Raw genomic sequence first — 16,891 nt, 5'->3', positions numbered from 1 at the left:
CACAATAGGTTCCGGGATTTTTCAGTCTGCTTTGCTAGGAGGCAAAATAATTTACATTGGTGGTGGCGCATGTAATGGCTATGGCTACCATAAACAGAAACATGGAGTAAAGCACAATCTGCAGCAGCAGCTTATGTCCTTTGGACACGCCCGACACACAGGACACCACCCGTTTGTCACACACAGGCTGCATCACGGCAGCCACGCACTGGTACATGATCATGAGGACTGTCAGCTTCATCACCGGAACAACGGATATGACAGCCAATACCACCACGGCCGCGGCTCCCATTGTATTCTTAATCAGCACCCCTGATCCCAGAACCATCTGGGCCATGGCCCCGGCTCCCTGGCCCAGCCCCGGAATCATTTCCATAAGCCGTTTCATTCCTGCCTGGCCTGCCGCGTCAGCATAGGGAAGTATCATGGCCTGTATGAGATGAAATCCCACCACCAGCCCGGTCAGGGTCCGCAGGCTCCACACCACGGCCTGCTCCAGCAGTTCAGTCAGCTTTGATAAAAGCGCCTCCTTTGCCACATGGCTTCCCAATACCATGAGCACATAAATCCTGACCATGGATATGAGGACTGTGCTGCACAGCCATTGTACCCCGGTCACTGCGCCCAGCATACACTCATACAGCGCCAGGGCGCTCATGCTGCCCCCGGAAAACGCCACCGCCATATAGTAGGCCGGCATGAGCAGCTTCATGAATTCCAGTATCTGTTCCATCACCTGGGCCGCCACCTGCAGACTGGCGGAAAAGCTGGCTGCCAGACATGTAAACAGCAGGAGATATGTAACGAAAAAACCTGTGTCGGAAATCTGGCCTCCCTTAAATACGGAAGAAACATTGGTAAATACAGCTCCAATCAGACCAATGGCAGCCACCTGAAACAGCATCTGGCTCCCCCTGTCCACCTGCGAGAACAGAGCGTTCTTAAGCCCCATTCCGGTCTGGCCCAGGATGCCCTTTAAGTTTCCTTTCATCAGCTCCTTCATCAGCCCCCAGAAGGAAAGTCCTTCCATTCCCCCGTCCTGCTGTCCCATGACATCATCCAGAAACTGCTGAAGCCCCTCCATTTCATCCTGAAGTCCCATGTCCTGCAAAGCCTGGTCCGCCCCTGTCTCTGCCCCCTGCGCCCCGCTTGCGTCCCATCCCCGGCCTGGGGCCTGTTCCCCGCCAATGCCTGTCCCCTGTCCCCCCGCCGAAGCGCCATAAACAGGTTCGCCTGCCCATCCCAGGACTCCGGCAAACAGCACTGCCAGGCCCCACAGGGCCGCGCTCCTGACTCCCCATTTCTTCCATCTCTTCATCCCAAAAATGTCTCCAATGTCCCAAAAAGCGCCAGCAGAATGGGCATACTGATACCCAGAATGGACAGCTTCCCGAATATTTCAATCTGGTTTCCCAGGGAACCGTACCCTGCGTCCTTGCAGATTCCGGATGCAAATTCAGCCACATAGGTAATGCCCACCATTTTAAGCAGGGTCACCAGATACACGCTGTTTACCTTGATATAGCCCTGAATCCGTTCCAGGGCCTCCAGTATATCCTTCAGCTTTCCGGTACCGTAAAAGAAGATAAAGGCGCCTGCCGCCATGACCATATATGCTGCGTATTCTCCCTTTAATCCCTTTAACTGCACCGCCAGCAGGACCGTGGCAATCCCCGCAGCCGCAATGGTAATAATTGTCATATGGTTTCCTCCCTGAAAAGGCGCGTTTTACAGCGCAAACAGATTCTTCATTGTCTCAAACAGGTCGTATATGTAAGGTATCATCCAGAATAAAACCAGCACCAGCCCAGCCAGACTCGTAAGAAAAGCCTGTTCATCCCGGCCGCTGTGCTTTAATACCTGGCAGATGACAGATACCAGGATTCCTACTGCCGCTATGCGAAATATCAGATTTACACCCATTGCCGTCTCCTCAATCTTCTTAAAATATATTTATAAATGTGTCCTGTGCCGCACAGTCACATCACCATCGTGAAGCATATGCCCCTGACTTGTCTTAAAACATTACAATCACAAGAAACATCCCGCCCATGATTCCCAGGCTTGTGTACAGCCTGCATTTCTCCCTCTGGTTCTGCCTCAGATAATCAATCGTCAAATCCAGCTGTTCCAGATACAGCTTCAGGGTCCGTTCCTGCATGTCCACATCCAGATACCCCAGATGCTCCCCCAGATGGGCCAGCTGTTCCAAATCCTCCTGTTCCAGGGGAATGGGGCCCGAATCCGTATTCAGGTTCATCACCTGGCGTTTCCATATCTCCTGAAGGGATTCTCCCTCCTGCATATAAATTCCCTCTGCCGCGGCCTCAAACAGGCCCCCCAGAGGTCCCGGCTCCCGTTTCCCCACCCGCTCCAGGGCTTCCGCCAGCGGCGCCCGGCTGTATGTAATCTCGCCTTTTAAGAAATATATCATCTGCCTCAGGGTTTCCAGCATCCTCAGCCGCCCTTTCCACTGCATGGCAGACCAGATTCCCAGTCCGCCAGCGGAAAACAGCACCAGAACTGCCCCTGTCCATTTAAATGCCGCCACCTTCCGACTCCTTTCCGCTTCCATCTGCATACAGGACATTTCCCCTGCCGTCCCATATAGACGCCACATGGCCTGCCGTTTCCCGGCAGTCCAGAAGAATCATCCGCTCAAAGGCGCCCTGTTGTATCAGCTCTCCCACAGCCGGCTTCTGCATGATATCCTCCAGCGAACTGCCGTGGATGGTGGCTGCCAGAGAACAGCCGCAGTTTCTCACATATTCAATGGCCTGCACGTCCTCCCTGCTCCCAATCTCATCCACCGCTATGACCTGGGGCGCCATGGACCTCACCAACATCATCATGCCCTGGCTTTTGGGACAGCAGTCCAGCACATCGGTTCTCATGCCCAGATCATTCTGTGGCACTCCCTGGTAGCAGGCTCCTAACTCAGACCGCTCATCCACCACTCCCACGGACACCCCCGGTATCCTTCTGCCGGATCGCTGGGTCCTGGGTCCGTCCGAGACCTGACGGATCATGTCCCGCAGCAGGGTGGTCTTGCCGCACCTGGGCGGCGATATCACCAATGTATTCAGGAAACGGCCATCGTCTGAATACAGATAATCCATCACCTGGTTGGCGCAGCCCTGAATCTGATGGGCTACCCGTATATTGATGAAGGAGATGGATTTCATAAGCCGTATATCCTGTCCAAAAGCCATGGTCCTGCCAGCCACACCAATCCGGTGCCCGCCCTGTATGGTGATGAATCCCTGACGCAGCTCTTCTTCCGCTGCATAGACGGAAAAGCTGCACATATATTCCACGGTCTCCTTCATCTGAGCCTGGCTGACCGTTACGATTCCGGCCCTGGCCCAGTACCGCTCCTGCTCCTGGCAGCGGCCGCTTCCCCGGATATCCCTTACCGGCGGATCGGGAACCCCCACCGCCAGGCTTCCATCTGTTTTAACCGCATATTCCCGGCCGCCGCAGATAAGCAGCAGCGGCTTCTGGGTCCTCATCCGTATCTCCTGTACCCTGTCGAAATCCACAGTAACCTGTCCAAGTACTGCACGCAGATCCCTTGGGAATATTTTTAGGACTTCTTCCCTGCCAGCCATAATCTTCACCCCTTTTACCTCAATATATGAAACGTGTCCAAAAATATGACTGGAGCCGAAAAAAAGGCAGCACCGGCCCGGCGGGGGCTGTGCTGCCAATTCTGATTCATCTGTGTCTGTTTTATCTGTTTTATCTGTCTTATCTGCTTCCTTCTATCTATCTATCTATCTTCTTCTCTTTACCTTCTTAACAATCTGGCCCGTAGGCCTCCTGTCAATCTTGTATACAATCTGCATAAACCGGGCCACCTCGTCCCAGGCTTCCCGGCTCTCAGGAACCAGGTCCATGCTCATCTGGAACACATGAAACATCCCCTCATACACGGACACCCGGCGCTTTACTCCGGCCCTCCGGGCATTCTGGGCCACCTCCAGCGTATCGCTTAAAAGCATCTCATGGCCGCCAGCCTGAAGAAGCATGGGCGGCAGGCCCCTGAAATCCCCGAATACAGGCGACATATAAGGATCCCTGGGATCAGCGCCGCTGATGTATGAGGAATTGTAAAGCATACTCTCCCGTGAATTGCCAAAGAGAGGATCATTTTCAAAATTAAATTCATAACTGTCACCGCTGCATGTCAAATCGGCCCAGGGGGACATGAGCACCAGCCCGGCGGGCTGAGGCATCCCATGGTCCCTGAGGTAAAGACACAGGGCCAGGGCCAGGCCGCCTCCTGCGGAATCACCGGCAACCACCACCTGGCCCGGCCTGTAGTGTTTTTCCTTAACCAGCCACTGGTAGGCGTGAATAACATCCTCCAGGGCCGCCGGATACGGGTGTTCCGGCGCCACCCTGTAATCCACGGTCAGCACATCCCCGCCGTAGCTGAGACGGCTGTAGCGCACGGAAAACTTACGGTAAATATTCTTCATGGGGCCTATATATCCGCCTCCGTGAAGCTGAAGCACCACCCTGCCGGTGACCACTCCCTCCGGCTTAAGATATTCCATTTTAAAGGGTTCCCTGTCAATAATTTCATACTCGTAGCCAGATGGGCATACCCAGGCCGGTTCCACGGGATTTTTCCTGAATTCCCCTGTCTGGATGGGTTTTCCCAGGGACGTTTCCATGATGTCGTGAATCATATCCCGCACCAGCGCCCCCCGTATACTCACATTTTTATTACGCATGCTTATCTGTATCCTCTCTGTAAATGCAGGGTCCCTCCGTTATCACAGATGAAACCGTCTGATGAGTTCGTTCTTAAACCTTCTGTCCCCCAGGAATATGGTCAAAGCCAGGATTCCCACGGTCAGTATTACTGTTATAATTGCCATGGCAGGGTGGGTGACCAGCCCTGCGGCCCACAAAATCAGCGGGATAAAGCTGAAAACCGTAATGGCGATCTGGTACATGAAATAGCTCTGCCAGTTCAAACGGTTCACAACAATGAGGAACACCACGGCCGCGTCCGCAAACAGTATGGTTCCCGGCACAGCATAGTTGACGGACCAGCCTTCAAATCCCAGGACCCGGTCTATCATCACAAGCAGAATCTGCATGCCAATGGTTTCTATCAGCAGTGATTTTCCCAGATTGGCATGGCGCAGGATGGAATACCGGAGGGTCAGGCCCACATAGGCGATACCCGGTATGGCAATGCCCGACCACCAGAGCCCGTCATAGGTAACAATATTAACCAGGCCCAGAAACAGTGCCACCACAGCCAATACACCGTAGCATACAAGCACCAGTTTTTTCCATATGCTCTCGTCATGCTGAATCACCGGATAATTCCCCTTATCCGCCTCCGGCATGATAACGCCGTTGCTCTCCAGCTCCACCGGAATGCCGTCCGCCCTCAGGCGGCCGAAAAAACATTCCTCCAGCCTGGAATCCTGGAATACCTTGGTGAAGGTGATGACGGTCCTGTGGCCGAAGGAACACACGCCGCATTTGGCCGGCTGGCGCTTTGACACCCCAATCAGCATGCGGAACCCTTCAATGTCATCCTGATACTCCCGGTCCATGGAGATAAGACCGATATTGGATAAGGTAATGGTATGGGCCCTGTCATTGCGCCGGAAGATGAAGCCCAGAGCCAGCCACTTGACAAACAGCGGAAGGATGCGGACATACCATTTCTTCTCATTTGAGACATTGTAGGAAATGGTCTCCTCCAGTTTTTCCTTCACTATCTTCTCGTCCATCTGCCTGCATACCGATGCGAGAATTTCCTCAAATTCATCCCTGCCCTGTCCCGGTTCATGGTCAATGGCTGTCACCGCGAAAAAGTTGGAGGCTGTGTCGGATCCGAAAAAGGCCCTTAGGTTAATGGGAAGGTTCACACCGATATGGCGTCCCTTCCGGCCTTCCTCCTCATATACTCTGGAAATGGACCAGATCAGGCAGGCGGTCAGGTACTTTGTGATACTGACCCCCATTTTACGGCTTACCGCCTTAAGCTCCCCTGTGTCCGCGTACCCGTGGACCACACTCTCCCCTCCAAAGGGAATATATCTCCCAGTAAGGCGCAGCGCCGGCCGGGAGCTGTAGCGTCTGGTCTGCATTTTCCGGTAATTCTTAAGGTAGCTGTCCTCTGTCTGGGTGGACACGCCTTCTCCCGGCCCCGCGCCGGTCCTGCGCCCTCCCCGCTTTAATTCCAGGTATCCTGCGGTCAGTTCCTTCAGGAAATTCACGGCCCCCATGCCGTCCGTCACCGCATGAAATACCTCCAGATTGATTCTGGTTCCATAATAGCTTACACGGAACAGGTAGAGCTGGTTGCTCTTGGGGTCGATATAGCGGCAGGGCCAGCTTCCCTCCTGCTCCACAAAGGGCTGGCGTTTGTTCTCCTCGAAGTAATACCAGAAAAAACCTCTCTTAAGCTTCACCTTGAACCCGGCAAACCAGGGCAGTACCTCTTCCAGCGCCTGTCCCAGCAGTCCGGGGTCTATCTCTTCTTTCAATGTTACGGAAATACGGAATACATTGCTCAGGTTTTCATTGGCTATCATGGGAAATATCTTACCTGTGTTATCCAGCCTGTGCCACCGTTTTCCCTGGGGATTCTTTTTCATAGCGCCCCTTTCTGCCGGCCGTCCCGCAGATTTCCTGCCGGTCCGGCGCAAACTGTATTTTCTGCCATTATATCTCTATCATCCTGCATTCACAACTATATTATACTTAATTTTTGTCTGCCCCATTGTTTTTGCCGCTGTTTTAGCCATTATTTTTGCCCCCCATGCCTTCTTTTGGCGTCTTTTGTTTTTACCCCGGATATGATATATTGGACCCATACGCCCGGACAATGGCGGGCTGCTTTCAAATTCCGCAGGAAATATCATGATTCCTCCTTTATTTCACCTAAAATAGGGGTATAACAACAAGAGGAGGTATCCCTATGAAAACCATACATACACATGCCCTGGAGCTTTCAGGAAGCAGCTATGAGGCCGGCCGCCTGCTGGGCAGCCGTCTGGCATCTGTTCCCAGTCTTAAGAAGCGCCTCTCAGGCGGTTTCCCCGGCTTCGGCCTGACGCAGTTTAACCAGGCCAGCCAATGTTTTAGCCGCTGGTGTCCCGGGCTTAACGAAGAGCTGGCCGGATTTGCCGATGCCCTGGGCTGCGCCCCTGAGCAGGTTCTCTATTACGGCATGACCTGGCTTACACCGCGCTGCAGCCACCTGGCCCTTCTGCCCTCCATGACTGCCTCCGGTCATCCCATGACTGCCAGGAATTATGAGTTTAACGATGAGGCAGAGGATTTTACCATCATAAAAACCTGCATCAAGGGAAAATATACGCATATAGGAACCAGTGTGCTGGGAATCGGCCGTGACGACGGCATCAATGAAATGGGCCTGACCGTTACACTGAGCTCCAGCGGTTTTCCTGTTGGTCCCCTGCCTGAGATGCGCAGGCCCGCGGTCACCGGTCTGCAGTTCTGGGCCGTGGTCCGTACCCTGCTGGAAAACTGTCGCGATGTAAAGGAGGCATTGTCCATGCTGAAAGACATGCCTGTGGCATACAACCTGAACCTGATTGTGTTGGACAGGGAAGGCCGCTGCGCCCTGGTGGAAACCCTGGACGGGCGTATGGCAGTAAAGACCATTGACAGTGACTCCGTGGAACAGGCCCTCTATGCCACCAACCATCCTGTGCTGGAGGAACTGATTCCCTATGAACCCAAAGCATTCGTCCACTCCATCCGCCGGTATGATAACATCACCGCCTTCCTGGAGCGGCACAAGAAGGGCATCACTGCCGGGCAGCTGAAGGATTTCTTTCTGACTCCTTATCCGGAGGGCCTGTCATGCAGTTACTACAGCCAATTTTTCGGCACCACAAAAACCATGGTCCTGGACCCTGTCCGGGGCAGTCTTTCCCTGTGCTGGGGAGGACGGCCTCAAAACGGCTGGCATGACTTTAACTTCTCGGATCCATTTCCCCAGGAAACCGCTGCCATCGAAATCCATAACCAGACAGCGGACCCATCCATCTTTGCATACAGGAGCCTCGTATGAACTACAACAATGCCATAGAAAAAACCATCCTGTTTATAGAAAGCCACCTGACCGCATCCTTCACCGTGGAGGATGCGGCCAGGGAGGCGGGATATTCTTATTACCATTTAAACCGGCAGTTCTCCGCCGTCCTCGGGGAGAGCGTCGGCAGCTATATTAAAAAACGGCGTCTGTCCCACGCGGCCAGGGAGCTCATCTACACGGAGAGACGCATCATCGACATTGCGCTGGACCATGGTTTTGAATCCAGCGAAGCCTTCAGCAGGGCCTTCAAGGCCGTCTACCACACAAGTCCGGCCGGCTACCGCAAAAACAGGCTGGATGTCATCATAAGCCAGAAACCAAAAGCGGACCAGCACCTGCTGGCCCACCTGACACAATCCTTGACGGTCCGCCCCCGGATTGTGGAGATTCCCGATATCCTCACCGCCGGCCTGCGGGATCGCACCACCCTGCGAAACAACCGGATTCCCCAGCTGTGGACCCGTTTTCTTGACCTCATGCCCCAGATTCCCGATCAGATCCCCCGCGGCCGCGGCTTTGGCATATGTGAATCCTGCGGTGAGGGAAACACCCTGTACACCATGAACGATGATTTGCTGTTCTCCGAGGTGGTGTCCGTGGAAGTCAGCTCCATGTCGGTCCTTCCTCCTCCCCTGGTGTATAAAACCATTCCCGGCGGAAAGTATGCTGTGTTCACCCATACAGGCTCCCTAAAAAGCCTGCCACTGACCTATCAGTATATCTGGGGCACCTGGTCCCTGACCACCCAGGAGAAGTTGGACGGCAGGGAGGATTTTGAGATGTACGATGAGCGGTTCCTGGGATTTAATCATCCTGACAGCCGGATTGACATTTACATTCCGGTCCGATAACCCATACCAGTCCGATAACCCATACAGGGAATCATCTGTATGGGCACTCTTACTTTTCTTCCCCCCTGATGATTCGTTTCATACGTGCCAGATCATCCATGGTCAAAAGGCCATTGTCCATGTATTCCTCATACACCACCTGCGTGGCCTCCACAAAGGCCTGCCGCTCCTCCCTGGAAAGGGTGTAAATTTCTGCGTTGGCCCGGATATTTTCCATTGCCTGCACTTCATTTTCATCAATGAGACGGTTATTTTCCTTCATCATCTCTTCCGTACATTCTGCCAGAATCTTCTGATACTCCGGGGGCAGCGACTCGTACCACCTGGTATTTACATAGAAGGGTTCCGGGTGGAACTGGTAATTCACTTCTGTAAAATACTTCTGGACCTCATAAAACCGCATACCAGAGGAATTGACCCACGGATTTTCCTGACCGTCAATGGCGCCTGACTTCAGGGCCATATACAGGTCGTTGTAGGGAACAATCATGACCTCGGCTCCCAGGGCCTCCAATGTTTTATTGATGGTGTCCATGCCGTTGGAGCGCATCTTAAGCCCTTTCAGATCCTCCGGCCTGCGGATCATCCGCACGCTGTTGGAAAACTGCCGGAATCCGCCCGCATCGCCGATTCCCAATATGGTGGCTCCGCTTTTCAGGGAATCCATGCTTATTTCCCTGGCAAATTCGGAGTTTACCAGCCGTTCTGCCTGGGTTCTGTCTTCGCAGAGAAAGGGAAGGGAAAACACAAGCATCCTGGGAACTATCTCCAGCTGTCCCCCGCGAAATCCCTGTATGGTGCCGTCGCAGACCTGTTCCAGCATGGATGCCTCGCTGCCCAGCTGACCGGCCGGGTAGATATCCACCTGGATTCCGCCGTCTGTTTTCTCTTCCAGCAGCTTCTTAAACAGCAGGAAGGACTGGTGGCGCGGGTTGTCCACAGGCTGGGAATGGCCAATCTGCATGGAATATATCTTTTCAGGTTTTTTTTCCAAACCCTCCTTCCCCTGTCCGCCTTCTTTTATTACTGCATTTGGACCCTGGCCTGCATCCAGCCCCAGACGCGCATCCGCGCCCCGGCCTGCGGCGGATGCCATCTCCTCTCCCCCTCTGTCAAAACCGCTGCAGCCTCCCAGCACCAGCACCATCAGAGCCGCTGTCAGAATCCCTGCCCTGTATATTGTTCTCATTCCCCGTCATTCTCCTCTCTGATGCCTTCCGCCTGCTCATAGCGGAACTTTAACGGAGACATACCTTCCATTTTCTTAAATGTCCATGTGAAGTAATTCGGCTCCGAATATCCCACCATACCGCTTATCTGCTTGATGCTGTAGGTCTCGTTTCTCAGCAGTTCCTTTGCCTTCTTCATCCGGATCTGAATCAGGTAATCCACCACCGTGGTTCCCATATACTGCTTGAAAAGGCGGTTTACATAGTATTTGCTGAACCCGGCCTCCGAGGCAATGGTATCCAGGGTCAGGCGTTTCTGGTAATGTTCCTGTATGAAGGAACAGATGCCCTCCACCTCCCTGGGCATGTCCCTGTCCTGTTCCGCGCCCTCCTCCCCGCACCGGGTCCGGGCCACCATGTCCCCCACCCGCTCCCGGGCTTTCTCATAGCTTTCCTCTATCTGGCTGACATCCACAAAGGGGGTTCCGCTTCCCATCATAAAGGCAATCTGCTGCTGTTTTAAAATCGAAGCCAGGAATTCTTCCATCCTCCTGAAAATCCCCGGAAGCACATCCGGCTCACGGCAGAAAACAACAGCCGTAACCATGTGGTTTGTCTCGCTGAACATGACGGTCAGGTCCAGATAATCAAACTCCTTCCTGACAGCCTGAAACAGCTTCTGCCTGGCGCATTTATCCAGGGAGCCCTGGAGGCGGATGCAGAAACAGTTTCCGCTGCACTCAGTTCTGATGTTTTTCAAATCCAGATAGTAGAGCACCTCCTCCGGCATATTGCCCAGAACCATATCATGAACCATCTTGCTCTCCATCATATCCAGGGTCTTTAACAGCTTTGTTTCACGGTACTCCTTCTCCGCCTCCGCGTCCAGCTCGTCAATGGCCCGCATGATTACATTGATAAACGCCTCCTTTTTCACAGGCTTTACCATAAAATCCACTGCCCCAAGGCGCAGTGCCTCCACTGCATACTCAAAATAGTCATAAGCAGTGGAAAACACGGCCCGGAACCTGTAATCCTGACTCTTTATTTTTTCCAGAGCCTGGAGGCCGTTCAGGCCGGGCATGTTGATGTCCAGCACAATGATATCCGGCCTGTCGAGCATCACCCGCTTGATAACCTCTGTTCCCGAAGCACATTCTATAACCTGGTCTATATCCAGGGAGGATTCATTGATAAAGAAGCGCAGTGCCTCCCGCTCCAGTTCCTCGTCATCTGCAATCAATATTTTATACATCTTCTTCTCCCCTGTGCAGGTAAATACTGACAATGGTGCCTGCACCTTTTTTGCTCATGATTTTAAGACTGTCATCCCTGCCTGTATATAAGGAAAGCCTCTGCCATATATTCCATACTCCAATCCGTTCCGGCTGCTTCTCCGAAAGACGCCTCCTGATCCTCTCCAGGCGTTCCTTTTCTATCCCCATTCCATTGTCGCAAATCCGTATCCGTATATAATTCCCCGTCTTTCTGACATCCAGAATAAGGGTTCCCCCTTCTTCCTTGGGCTCCAGGCCATGGATTACCGCATTTTCCACAAGGGGCTGCAGGGTAAACCTGGGAAGCGTCACAGCCTGTTCCAGCTTCCTGTCATGCCTGACATCCACGTTCAGCCTGGATGAAAAACGCATCTTCTGGATCTTCAGGTATTCCTCTGTAATTCCCAGCTCCTCTCCCAAAAGGGCCGGCATCTGAGCGTCCGCCAGGTTATAGCGCAGCAGCACTGACAATGAATCCAGCATGGTCAGCGCCTGTTCCCGGCGCCCCAGCATGACGGTCCTGTTGATGCTGTTTAAGGTATTAAAGAGAAAATGGGGATTAATCTGGCTTTGCAGCGCAAGGAAACGGGCCTGGCTCAGCAGCTTTTCATACTCCTCATTTTTGCGCTGTTCCACCAGAAGCTGCTTTTCGCTCTCTATTTTTTCCTTCAGGCTGAAGGCCATATGGTTAAATGCCCGCGAGAGCATGCTCACTGTATTTTCCCCGGAGCTCTCCTTAACGTGCGCGTCCAGATTTCCCCTGCCTATCTCCTCCACCTGTTTTTTAAGCTCATTTAAGGGCCGCGTCACCCTCACGAATATATAGCTGGCTGACGCCGCAATGAGGACACAGGCAGCTGCCACGGCTCCCATGTTGAATGCGGTCATCACCTTCCGTCTGTAGGTCAGCTCCCGGTTGCTGTCCACACTGGACTCCAGCGCATACTGGAGCAGTTCATTGGTGTATTTCTCCAGATATCCGCCGATGGTCTGGCTGTAGTAAAAACTGTCATAATACCTGTAATCGCTGCCGTTGTACAGAAAGGAGGCATTGCAGCATTCACTGTAGTATGACTCAAAGGACTGGTCAATTCCCCGCAGAAGATACCAGGATTCCTCATTGGTGCTCTCTGTATACAGGATATCTATAACAGACCTGGCTTTTTCATAGGTATCATTAAACTCAGCCAGGGTGGTGCGGTTTCCCGTCTTCATGTACTCCTCAAACAGGATGCCGCTCTGGAGAAAATGGTTTTTCAGCTCCAGAATGGAGTAGTACTGGTCGATTTCCTTTTGATATCTGGCATTAAACTGGTTAAACAGGGAGTGGTTGTAAATGGAAAATGAGAGAAACAGTATCAGCATCAGAAGCAGCACCGCATTGATTTGGGCGCCCACTGAAAAACAGAACTGTTTCCACCAGAATGTTAGTTTCTTCATCTGAACACTCCTTCGCTGAAGCTGACCTCCGGTTCCTCCGTAAGCGTTTCCACCCAAACCTTATGGAATTGCTCCATGCTCTGCTTCTGGTATTGGTACGTGCTCTGCGCGCACTTTTCCACGGCCTCCCTGTCCTCCTTGGAGAGCGAGGTCAGATTTTCCGTGTTAATGATCATCACATCCGGAAGGCACCACGCATCATTTTTGGTGACAAAATGAATATACTGGTCGTAGTTATTGCATATAAATTCAGAAAATGAGGACTCAGCCCCGTCGATATTGCCTGATATCAGCGATTTGTATGTGTTGGTATTGACGGAGCCTGCCAGCTCGATTCCCATATCCCGGAAAATCTCCGCCATCAGAGCGGACTCGCTGCTCTCAATCTTCTTGCCCTCCAAATCCTTTTTATCCAGGAACGTTGCGTCTGTGCCGTAGAAGCACCGAAAATCGGGGTAATACCAGACCAGGGGCGTGATGCGGTCCATCTGGCATTCGTCCCTCAGAGTTTCCTCATTGCTGTGTATCCACTCTGTCTGTGCGTCTCCGCCTGCAAAGTTGGAAGGGACAAAGTATTTTCGGATGGATTCCACCTCCTCCGACAGCTCCAGGACATTGACGCGGGCCATGGCAATACCGCCGAACTTTACCTGTTCAATGATTTCCGTGGGGGTTCCCAGGCTTCCGTTATAGTAAATCTTGACCGTTACCCTGCCCTGGGTTTCACGGCTCACCATTTCCGCAAAATACGCCATGGCCTGGGCGGAGGGATGATTCTCCGGCATGGTCTCCGCCAGCCTCAGGATTACGGCCTGGCTCCGGGGAAGGGACGGACTCTCCGGTCCGCCGTCAAAAGCGCAGCCGGTAAGAAGGACGGATGCCGCCATAAGAACCGCTGCCAGGGCCTTTGTCAGGGCTGCTGATGTCTGCGCGGGGATACGTGGATGCATATTCAAAGTCACGTGAGACCTTCCTTTCAGGAAAATAAATTTTGCGGACATTGTATCATAACTCCCTCCTTTCCACAACACCAAATACCCTCAACCGAAGCTGAGGGATATTGGATGCCATATGATTTTATTTTACAAGCCCCAGTACATTAGGGATGGTCATGGAAATGGCCGGTACATAGGTCACCAGTAACAGTATGGCCGCTGTCACTGCAAAATATGGAAGAAGTGTCTTAAATACTTCTTCAATTTTCACATTTGCCACCTTGCAGCCTGTAAACAGAATAGGTCCTACCGGCGGCGTGATTGTACCGATGCACAGGTTGAATACAATCATGATTCCGAAATGGATGGGGTGCATGCCAAAGCTGGTGCAAATCGGAAGGAAGATGGGTGTAAATATAAGGATTGCCGGGGTCGGGTCCATGAAGGTTCCCACCACCAGAAGCAGCAGGTTCATAATCAGAAGAATGGCAATCTTGCTGTTGGTAAGTCCCAAAAGTACATCCGCAATAATGGCAGGTATATTGGTAAAGCTCATAATCCAGCTCATGATGGACGATACGCCAATCATGAATATTACAATGGCAGTCATCTTTACGCTGTCTAACAGAATCTTTCTTAAATCCCTTATCTTAATGCTACGGTAGATAAAGCTCAGCAGCAGGGAATATACAACCGCGATAGCGGAACCTTCCGTGGCCGTAAAAGCCCCTATTAAAATACCGCCAATAACAATCACGATCAAAAGCAGGCTGGGTATGGCCGCCCATACGGTTTTCAACACAATGGCCAGGGTGATTTCATCCCGGTTTCTGTATCCGCGTTTGGATGCCATAATACCCGCAATCACCATTACTCCGATTCCCCATAAAAGGCCTGGAAGATATCCCGCCATAAACAGCGCGGAGATTGACACGCTGCCCGCAACCGTGGAGTACACAATCAGGGTATTGCTGGGAGGAATCAGCATTCCTGTGGGTGCGGATGCAATATTGACAGCCGCCATATAATCTTTTGAATAGCCCTCTTTTTTCTCCAGCGGCCCGATGGTTCCGCCGATAGCCGCGGCTGCCGCCACGCCGGAACCGCTGATGGCTCCGAACAGCATGTTGGCCACCACATTGGTCTCTGCCAGGGCTCCCGGCATCCTGCCGCTTAAGATTTTTGCGCAGTTCACCAGCCGTATGGCGATACCGCCGTTATTCATGATATTCCCCGCCAGTATGAAAAAGGGTATTGCCAGCAGCGAGAAGGAATTGACGCCTGTAAATACCTTCTGTGCCGCTGTTCCCATGGCATTCTCAAAGGGAAGCACGCACAGCATGGCGATGGTGGAGGCCAGACCGATGCTGATACTGATGGGAATTCCCAAAACCAGCATGGTCAGCACGCAGACCAGCATAACCAGTGCTACAAGTATTGCCTGATCCATAATTCTATCTCCTTTGTTCTTAGATTTCTCTCAGTTTTTTTGCCAGCTTCATCTCATTGTAGACAAAATAGAAGAGGATGAAACATGCGCTTACAGGCACTGCCGAATAGATAATTCCCATGGGAATCTGAAGCGCCGCGTCCATCTGAATCATTTGGCTTGTAACCTGCTTATAGCCGCCGAATATCATGACGCCTGCTGCGAATAAGGCAACCATCAGTTCACCCAGCATTTCAACAACCACTCTTGTCTTTGGAGGCATATGGTCACGGACAAAGCCGATATTCATATGCTCCCGCAGCCCAAACACATAGGCCGAACCATACATAACCATCCAGACAAACATATACTTGGAAAGTGATTCCGTATATGCGTTGGGACTGTTAAAGAAATATCTCACAACAACCTGGAAGGTTACCAGGATTGTCATGACAGCCAATAGTACCACACATACCCATTCGATAATCCTGTCCAGGATTCTCTTTGCTGATTCCATGAGTCATGACCCCGCTTTCTGCTAATCCCTGTTAGTTGGCAAGGCTGCGAATTTCTTCGTATAATGCCTTTGCGCCCTCGCTCTTCATTGTCACATTGTCGATAACAGGCTGGCATGCTTCCTGGAACGGAGCGATATCCACATCAATAAACTGGGCGCCAGCTTCCTCTGCTGTCTTTTTTGCACCCTCAAGGTTTTCATCCCACAGCTGGAATTCGCGCTCTGTGTATTCCTTGCAGAGATCCTTTAAGGTCTGCTGGTCCTCTTCGCTCATCCCCTTTAAGGTGGCTGTATTCATAACCAGGAGATCCGGAATCATCAGATGACGTGTGTAGGAGAAGTAAGGAGCCACTTCATAGTGTTTTAAATCTGCATAGGTAATCTCATTATTTTCGCCGCCGTTGATTACACCCTGCTGAATCGCGGTATAAACCTCTCCCTGGGCCATAGGTGTTCCCACTCCGCCCATTGCATCCAGCATAGCGATACAGGTCTGGGATTCCATAACGCGGATCTTGTAGCCCTTTAAATCAGCCGGGGTCTGAACCGGCTTGTCTGTATAGATGCAGCGCGCTCCTGCTGTAAATGCCGCCATAACGCTGAAATTGTTGGCTTCTGTACTTGCAAAGATATCGTCCAGGGCTCCGCTGGTAAATACCTTTTTCTGATGTTCCACGCTGTCATAGGCGTAAGGAAGGCCCAACACGGCAAAATCAGGATTCACATTTTCCACAATGGAGTTTGCCACCATGGCCATCTGGATGGTACCGCTCTGTACCAGCTCAAAGGCATCCTTCTGTGAGCCCAGAAGCTCGTTGGGGCTGATTTCAATTCTATATGCGCCGCCGGTTGCCTCATAGAAAGCATCGCTCATCTCGGACAGCGCCAGATACTGGGGATGCTTCTCCGACTGGTTAAAAGCCAGCTTTAATGTAGTTGTCTTTACGTCCTTTTCAGGTGCCTTGGCCTCGCCTGCCTTGGTCTCTCCGCCTGCGGCCGGTGCTGCTGTGGTTGCGGACGCGGACGCGCCTCCCCCGCATGCAGTCAATGACAACGCGGTTACCCCGGCCAATACCAATGTTAATGCCTTTTTCATCATAATCTTTCTCCTGTTCTCCCCGTTGGGATTCTTAACGTTTTCTTTACAGGAAGATTATAAACTTTTCCGCTTT

Annotated in this window: 17 protein-coding genes; 2 read left to right on the top strand and 15 right to left on the bottom strand. The window is 52.2% G+C overall.

The features are described from left to right. Positions 1–34 precede the first annotated feature (34 nt). The 8 genes from LI015_RS14400 to LI015_RS14365 form a co-directional block, all read right to left on the bottom strand. Positions 35–1,318 carry a stage III sporulation protein AE gene (locus tag LI015_RS14400; protein WP_227125458.1) on the bottom strand — a complete coding sequence of 428 codons (1,284 nt, stop codon included), beginning with the start codon at positions 1,316–1,318 and terminating at the stop codon, positions 35–37. Continuing rightward, on the bottom strand, positions 1,315–1,701 hold the full coding sequence (locus tag LI015_RS14395; RefSeq protein ID WP_002569681.1) for a SpoIIIAC/SpoIIIAD family protein: 387 nt from the start codon (positions 1,699–1,701) through the stop codon (positions 1,315–1,317). The genes LI015_RS14400 and LI015_RS14395 overlap by 4 nt, the downstream gene beginning before the upstream one ends. A 27-nt stretch (positions 1,702–1,728) precedes the next feature. Further along, positions 1,729–1,923 (bottom strand): stage III sporulation protein AC, encoded by a 195-nt coding sequence (gene spoIIIAC, locus LI015_RS14390; RefSeq protein ID WP_002569682.1) that lies wholly within the window; start codon positions 1,921–1,923, stop codon positions 1,729–1,731. Positions 1,924–2,017: 94 nt separating this feature from the next. Beyond that, positions 2,018–2,551, bottom strand: coding sequence for a stage III sporulation protein AB (locus LI015_RS14385; RefSeq protein ID WP_002569683.1), 534 nt, complete (start codon positions 2,549–2,551; stop codon positions 2,018–2,020). Further along, positions 2,538–3,611 (bottom strand): stage III sporulation protein AA, encoded by a 1,074-nt coding sequence (gene spoIIIAA, locus LI015_RS14380; RefSeq protein ID WP_227125456.1) that lies wholly within the window; start codon positions 3,609–3,611, stop codon positions 2,538–2,540. The genes LI015_RS14385 and spoIIIAA overlap by 14 nt, the downstream gene beginning before the upstream one ends. A gap of 165 nt (positions 3,612–3,776) precedes the next feature. Continuing rightward, positions 3,777–4,742 carry an alpha/beta hydrolase gene (locus LI015_RS14375; protein WP_002569685.1) on the bottom strand — a complete coding sequence of 322 codons (966 nt, stop codon included), beginning with the start codon at positions 4,740–4,742 and terminating at the stop codon, positions 3,777–3,779. Positions 4,743–4,784: 42 nt separating this feature from the next. Then, positions 4,785–6,632, bottom strand: a complete 1,848-nt coding sequence (locus LI015_RS14370) for a DUF6320 domain-containing protein (protein ID WP_002569686.1) — start codon at positions 6,630–6,632, stop codon at positions 4,785–4,787. A gap of 78 nt (positions 6,633–6,710) precedes the next feature. Then, positions 6,711–6,899, bottom strand: a complete 189-nt coding sequence (locus LI015_RS14365) for a hypothetical protein (RefSeq protein WP_002572156.1) — start codon at positions 6,897–6,899, stop codon at positions 6,711–6,713. 56 nt (positions 6,900–6,955) lie between these two features. Between LI015_RS14365 and LI015_RS14360 the strand changes: the two genes are divergently transcribed. Continuing rightward, positions 6,956–8,077: a C45 family autoproteolytic acyltransferase/hydolase gene (locus LI015_RS14360; protein WP_227125454.1), complete on the top strand. Its 1,122-nt coding sequence runs from the start codon at positions 6,956–6,958 to the stop codon at positions 8,075–8,077. Then, positions 8,074–8,952, top strand: coding sequence for an AraC family transcriptional regulator (locus LI015_RS14355; protein WP_227125452.1), 879 nt, complete (start codon positions 8,074–8,076; stop codon positions 8,950–8,952). Before LI015_RS14360 ends, LI015_RS14355 begins: the two co-directional genes overlap by 4 nt. 49 nt (positions 8,953–9,001) lie before the next feature. On the opposite strand, the gene LI015_RS14350 is transcribed toward LI015_RS14355, so the two are convergent. The 7 genes from LI015_RS14350 to LI015_RS14320 form a co-directional block, all read right to left on the bottom strand. Further along, positions 9,002–10,141 (bottom strand): TRAP transporter substrate-binding protein, encoded by a 1,140-nt coding sequence (locus LI015_RS14350; RefSeq protein WP_227125449.1) that lies wholly within the window; start codon positions 10,139–10,141, stop codon positions 9,002–9,004. Next, complete coding sequence (locus LI015_RS14345; protein WP_227125447.1) at positions 10,138–11,376, bottom strand: response regulator transcription factor; 1,239 nt, start codon at positions 11,374–11,376, stop codon at positions 10,138–10,140. The genes LI015_RS14350 and LI015_RS14345 overlap by 4 nt, the downstream gene beginning before the upstream one ends. After that, positions 11,369–12,838, bottom strand: coding sequence for a sensor histidine kinase (locus tag LI015_RS14340; protein ID WP_002569692.1), 1,470 nt, complete (start codon positions 12,836–12,838; stop codon positions 11,369–11,371). Before LI015_RS14340 ends, LI015_RS14345 begins: the two co-directional genes overlap by 8 nt. Beyond that, a complete protein-coding gene (locus LI015_RS14335) occupies positions 12,835–13,839 on the bottom strand; it encodes a TRAP transporter substrate-binding protein (RefSeq protein WP_264468451.1) in 1,005 nt (334 codons plus the stop codon). The genes LI015_RS14340 and LI015_RS14335 overlap by 4 nt, the downstream gene beginning before the upstream one ends. A gap of 76 nt (positions 13,840–13,915) precedes the next feature. Beyond that, positions 13,916–15,223: a TRAP transporter large permease gene (locus LI015_RS14330; protein WP_227125443.1), complete on the bottom strand. Its 1,308-nt coding sequence runs from the start codon at positions 15,221–15,223 to the stop codon at positions 13,916–13,918. Positions 15,224–15,242: 19 nt separating this feature from the next. After that, positions 15,243–15,719 carry a TRAP transporter small permease gene (locus LI015_RS14325; RefSeq protein WP_002569695.1) on the bottom strand — a complete coding sequence of 159 codons (477 nt, stop codon included), beginning with the start codon at positions 15,717–15,719 and terminating at the stop codon, positions 15,243–15,245. Between the two features lie 31 nt (positions 15,720–15,750). Continuing rightward, positions 15,751–16,818 carry a TRAP transporter substrate-binding protein gene (locus LI015_RS14320; RefSeq protein ID WP_002569696.1) on the bottom strand — a complete coding sequence of 356 codons (1,068 nt, stop codon included), beginning with the start codon at positions 16,816–16,818 and terminating at the stop codon, positions 15,751–15,753. Between the last annotated feature and the right edge of the window lie 73 nt (positions 16,819–16,891).

It is taken from the genome of Enterocloster sp. 210928-DFI.2.20, assembly GCF_020554465.1.
Taxonomy (GTDB): Bacteria; Bacillota; Clostridia; order Lachnospirales; family Lachnospiraceae; genus Enterocloster; species Enterocloster bolteae.
This window is presented reverse-complemented; position numbering and strand designations above follow the sequence as displayed.

Bases quoted from the DNA above. Each gene is read 5' to 3' on its own strand.
- LI015_RS14400 (WP_227125458.1), bottom strand. From the start codon at position 1,318: ATGAAGAGATGGAAGAAATGGGGAGTCAGGAGCGCGGCCCTGTGGGGC.
- LI015_RS14395 (WP_002569681.1), bottom strand. From the start codon at position 1,701: ATGACAATTATTACCATTGCGGCTGCGGGGATTGCCACGGTCCTGCTG.
- spoIIIAC (WP_002569682.1), bottom strand. From the start codon at position 1,923: ATGGGTGTAAATCTGATATTTCGCATAGCGGCAGTAGGAATCCTGGTA.
- spoIIIAA (WP_227125456.1), bottom strand. From the start codon at position 3,611: ATGGCTGGCAGGGAAGAAGTCCTAAAAATATTCCCAAGGGATCTGCGT.
- LI015_RS14375 (WP_002569685.1), bottom strand. From the start codon at position 4,742: ATGCGTAATAAAAATGTGAGTATACGGGGGGCGCTGGTGCGGGATATG.
- LI015_RS14370 (WP_002569686.1), bottom strand. From the start codon at position 6,632: ATGAAAAAGAATCCCCAGGGAAAACGGTGGCACAGGCTGGATAACACA.
- LI015_RS14365 (WP_002572156.1), bottom strand. From the start codon at position 6,899: ATGATATTTCCTGCGGAATTTGAAAGCAGCCCGCCATTGTCCGGGCGT.
- LI015_RS14360 (WP_227125454.1), top strand. From the start codon at position 6,956: ATGAAAACCATACATACACATGCCCTGGAGCTTTCAGGAAGCAGCTAT.
- LI015_RS14355 (WP_227125452.1), top strand. From the start codon at position 8,074: ATGAACTACAACAATGCCATAGAAAAAACCATCCTGTTTATAGAAAGC.
- LI015_RS14350 (WP_227125449.1), bottom strand. From the start codon at position 10,141: ATGAGAACAATATACAGGGCAGGGATTCTGACAGCGGCTCTGATGGTG.
- LI015_RS14345 (WP_227125447.1), bottom strand. From the start codon at position 11,376: ATGTATAAAATATTGATTGCAGATGACGAGGAACTGGAGCGGGAGGCA.
- LI015_RS14340 (WP_002569692.1), bottom strand. From the start codon at position 12,838: ATGAAGAAACTAACATTCTGGTGGAAACAGTTCTGTTTTTCAGTGGGC.
- LI015_RS14335 (WP_264468451.1), bottom strand. From the start codon at position 13,839: ATGTCCGCAAAATTTATTTTCCTGAAAGGAAGGTCTCACGTGACTTTG.
- LI015_RS14330 (WP_227125443.1), bottom strand. From the start codon at position 15,223: ATGGATCAGGCAATACTTGTAGCACTGGTTATGCTGGTCTGCGTGCTG.
- LI015_RS14325 (WP_002569695.1), bottom strand. From the start codon at position 15,719: ATGGAATCAGCAAAGAGAATCCTGGACAGGATTATCGAATGGGTATGT.
- LI015_RS14320 (WP_002569696.1), bottom strand. From the start codon at position 16,818: ATGATGAAAAAGGCATTAACATTGGTATTGGCCGGGGTAACCGCGTTG.